General features: G+C 77.5%; 2 protein-coding genes and 1 pseudogene. 1 reads left to right on the top strand and 2 read right to left on the bottom strand.

The window, feature by feature from the left end; all coding sequences use genetic code 11:
* Both ABLM29_RS22075 and ABLM29_RS22070 read right to left on the bottom strand, forming a co-directional pair.
* Positions 1-1,254, bottom strand: a pseudogene (locus ABLM29_RS22075) (hypothetical protein); the annotation flags it as partial.
* Positions 1,251-2,099, bottom strand: coding sequence for a PP2C family protein-serine/threonine phosphatase (locus ABLM29_RS22070; protein WP_349716793.1), 849 nt, complete (start codon positions 2,097-2,099; stop codon positions 1,251-1,253). The pseudogene ABLM29_RS22075 and the gene ABLM29_RS22070, both read right to left, overlap by 4 nt.
* A 33-nt stretch (positions 2,100-2,132) precedes the next feature.
* On the opposite strand from ABLM29_RS22070, the gene ABLM29_RS22065 reads away from it, so the two are divergent.
* Positions 2,133-4,165 (top strand): helicase-associated domain-containing protein (locus ABLM29_RS22065; protein WP_349716791.1); only part of this gene is annotated, 2,033 nt, incomplete at its 3' end.

Below are 4,165 nucleotides of genomic sequence, written 5' to 3'. Positions count from 1 at the left end.
TCGTACGTGACGCCGGCGCGCGGGCCGTCGTCGGCGGTGACGACGGTGCCGTCGGGGGTGGTGATCGGGGTGATCTCGCGGGCCCAGAAGCCGTCGGCGATCGTTGGCCACCAGCTCGACCCACTGGCCGGCGTACCCGGGGGTCGAGAGCAGCGGCGGGCTGCTCGGCGGCGGGCTGCTCGGCGGAGGGCCGGGCGGGCGCGGCACGGACGGCAGCGCCGGCGGGACCGCCGTCGGTGCGGCCGGCGGCGGCACCACGAAGGGCTCCCACGAGCCGATCCCCAGCGGGGGCGGTGCGTCCGGCAGGGGGGTCGCGTCCTCGGGCGGCGGCGGCATCGGCGGCAGGTGCGCGGTCTCCTGTCCGGCTCCCACCCCGGCCGCCGAGCCGTCGACGTCGACGTCCTCGCCCTCCGCCGCGGCCTGCTCGGCGGCGCGGCGCGCGTTCGGCGCCTGGGTGACGGAGGTGGGGTCGCGCCACGGGGTGACCCAGTCCGGCGGGGCGTCCTCGGCGGTGGGCAGCGGGTCGGTCAGCGGGTCGCCGAGCGGGTCGGTCAACGGGTCGGTCAACGGGTCGGACAACGGGTCGGCCAGCCGATCGCCGAGCGGGTCGGACAACGGGTCCGGCAGCGGGTCCGAGAGCGGATCCGAGAGGGGGTCCGAGAGAGGGTCGGCCAGCGAGGCGTGCATCAGCTCCGTCGGCGGCCCGAGGTCGACCTCCGGGGAGGACGCCGGGGAGGACGCCGGGGAGGATCCCGCGGCGGACACCGGGAGGGCGCCGATCCCGGAAGCCTCCGCCGCGGGCAGGTCGAGGCGACCGACGCGGACCAGGCCGGTGAGGATCGGCAGCTGCGGGCCCGGGCCCGCGTCCGCCTCGTCCTCCGGCACGGCGATCGTGACCGCCAGCGCGTCGACGTCGGCGAAGCTGCGCTCCACCCAGGTGCCGCCGGACGTGCCGTCGAGGACCACCAGGTCCGCCCCGGCGTGCACCTCGGCCCGGAGGTCGCCGCCGCGCAGCAGCACCCGGGTCGTCCCCTCCTCGGCGCTGACCAGCGCGAACGCCGGCAGCCGGCTCAGGCCCGAGGCGAGCAGCGCGTCCAGCGCCTCGCCGAACCCCGCACCCTCGTCGACGAGCGACCAGAGCCCGACCACGATCTCCTTCTGGTCCTGCGGCAGCAGCACGGTGACCCGGCTGCCGAGGATCGCGAACCAGGGACCCGGCCGGTACGACCAGGTGGGTGGGGTCGTCAGACTCATGGGAGGGCTCCCAGCTTCTCCTCCGGACTCCCGCGCTCGGCGACGGAGTCGTGCGACATGTCGTGGGCCAATCCCACCACATCGACCACGAGGGCGGTGGCGTTGTCCCTCCCTCCCGCCGCCAGGGCGGCCTGGACCAGTGCGTCCGCCGCCGCCCGGGGGCCCCCGCCGGCGCGCAGGAGCTCCTCGATCCCGGCCGCGCCCAGCGGCCCGCTCACGCCGTCGGAGCAGAGCAGGAGCCGCTCGCCGCCGACCATCGGCAGCAGGAAGTAGTCGGCCGCACCCTCGGACCCCGCGCCGAGGGCGCGGGTGATCACGTGCCGCGCCGGGTGGGCCGCCGCCTCCTCCGGGCTGATCGAGCCCGCGTCGACCAGCTCCTGCACCAGGCTGTGGTCGACGGTGACCTGGTCGAGGCCGCCCCGGTGCAGTCGGTAGGTCCGGGAGTCCCCGACGTTGGCGACCAGCCACCGGGGCCCACCCCGGCCGGCCAGGCCGAGGGCCACCGACGCCGTCGTCCCGGCCGTGAACTCGCCGTCGCCCGCAGCCCGCCGACCCGCCTCCAGCTCGGCGATCCGGCGCCGCACCGTCGCGAAGGCGCCGTCCAGCAGCGCGGTGCCGGCCTCGGCGTCCAGCCCTCCGCCGCCGGCACGGTGGGCGCGGTCGTCCCCGGCCAGCCGGGCGAGCTCCTCCACCGCGATCCGGCTGGCCACGTCCCCCGCGTCGTGCCCGCCCATCCCGTCCGCGACCGCGAACAGCGGAGGCGCGGCCACGTGGGCGTCCTCGTTGGTCTCCCGCACCGGCCCGGCGTCCGTCGCGGCGCCGAACGCGAGTCGCAGGGGTGTCATCGCGCGCCCCCCCGGGTCGGTAGCGTTGGCCGCGTGGGCAAGGTGACGGGGGGCCATCGATCGCTGGCCGACCAGCTGCGGTCGTGGCCGGACGAACGGCTCTCCGGCCTGCTCTCCGCTCGTCCCGATCTGGCCACGCCTGCCCCCCACGACTTCGGACAGCTCGCCTCGCGCTCGGCGGCCCGCAGCTCGCTGCTGCGGGCGCTCGACGGCCTCACCCGGGGCGAGCTCTCCGTCCTAGATGCCCTCGTCGTCGCCGGCCAAACCTCCGAGGAGGAGCTTCTCGGGATGGTCACCGCCGAACCCGGGTACGTCGCCGGGGCGCTGGCCCGGCTGCGCGACCTCGCGCTCGCCTGGGACTCCCCCGAGGGCCTGCGGCCGCTGACCGGGATCGCCGACTGCCTCAGCGGCGGCGCGGAGGGCGGCGTCAGCGGCCTCAGGCCGCGGGCGGCCGACCCGTGGCCCGCCGAGGAGCTCGGTGCCATCGTCGCCGACCTCTCCCCCGACGCCCGCCGGATGCTGGACCACGTGATCGACAGCGGCGGCCTCGCCACCGCCGGGTCGGCGCGGATCGGCCTGGCTCCCGCCGACGCCGACTCCCCGGCGGAGGAGCTGATCGCGCACCGGCTGCTGCGCCCCGGCGGCTCGGCCCACCCGGGGATGCTGGTGGTGCCCGGGGAGGTCGGTCTGACCCGGCGCGGTGGCCGGACCACGACGGCACCTGTCGACGTACCGCCCCCGGTGGCGGCGGAGGCGCGCTCCGAGCGCCTGGTCACCAGCGCGGGCGTGGGTGCGGCGACCGAGTTCGTCCGGCGGGTCGAGCTGCTGCTGGAGGGGTGGGGGCACAGCCCGGCGGGCGCGCTGCGCACCGTCGGCCTCGGCGTCCGCGAGCTGCGCGCCACCGCCACCCGGCTGGGCGTCTCGGAGTCCGAGGCCGCGCTGCTGATCGAGGTCTCGTCGGCGGCCGGCCTGCTGGCCACGCGCGCGGACGGCGACGGCAACCAGGTCTGGGTGCCCACCGACGCCTTCGACGCCTGGCTGGAGCGGCCGACCGCGGGCCGGTGGACCGTGCTGGCGCACGCCTGGCTGGGCAGCACGCGGCTGCCGTCGCTGGTCGGCGAGCGCGGGCCGGACCAGAAGCCGTGGAACGCGCTCACCCCCGAGCTCTCCGCCGCCGGCATGCCGGAGGCGAAGGCGATGGCACTGGCCGAGCTCGCCGCGCTGCCCGACGGCCACGGCCTCGCCGCCGGCACCGGGCTGCCGTCGCTGGTCGCGCGGATCGGCTGGCTCCGCCCGCGGCGCCCGCGCACCCGACCCGACCTGGTCGCCTGGGCCGTGCTCGAGGCGGGCCGGCTCGGGCTGACCGGCGCGGACGCGCTGACGTCGTACGGGCGGGCGCTGGCCGCGGGCGAGGACCCCGAGCCGGTGCTGGCGGCGCTGCTGCCGGACCCCGTGGACCACGTCCTGATCCAGGCCGACCTGACCGCCGTCGCGCCGGGTCCGCTGGAGTCGCTGCTCGCGCGCCGGCTGCAGCAGGTGGCCGAGATCGAGTCGCTCGGCGCGGCGACCGTCTACCGGTTCACCCCTGCCTCGGTCCGCGGCGCGCTGGAGTCCGGCTGGAGCGGCGGGGAGGTCAAGGAGTTCCTGGCCGCGGTCTCGCGCACCCCGGTCCCCCAGCCGCTGACCTACCTGGTCGACGACGCGGTGCGGGCGTTCGGCCGCCTCCGTGTCGGGATCGCCACCGCGTACGTGTGCAGCGAGGACGAGGTCGCCCTCGCCGAGCTGGTGAACCACCCGCGCGCGGAGTCGCTGGGGCTGCGGCGGATCGCGCCGACCGTCGTGGTCAGCTCGGTACCGGTCGACGTGCTGCTGCCGCGGATGAGGGAGCTGGGGCTCTCCCCCGTGGTCGAGGGGGCCGACGGCGTGGTCCGGGTCGGCCCCGGGGATCCGCTGCGCGGCCACCGCGCCTGGTGGCTGCCCGCCTGGCTGGACCGCCGGATCCCGGAGGTCGACGTCGAGGGCGCTGCGATGCACCGCAAGGTCGCCTACGAGGACTGGGAGAAGAC

Source organism: Nocardioides sp. YIM 152588 (assembly GCF_040191335.1).
In the GTDB taxonomy this organism is placed as follows: Bacteria; Actinomycetota; Actinomycetes; order Propionibacteriales; family Nocardioidaceae; genus Nocardioides.
The sequence above is the reverse complement of the archived record's forward strand: the minus strand, read 5'-3'. Positions and strand labels throughout refer to the sequence as shown.

What these genes read in the sequence shown, in the direction of transcription:
- ABLM29_RS22070 (WP_349716793.1), bottom strand. Translation starts at nt 2,099, where the DNA reads ATGACACCCCTGCGACTCGCGTTCGGCGCCGCGACGGACGCCGGGCCG.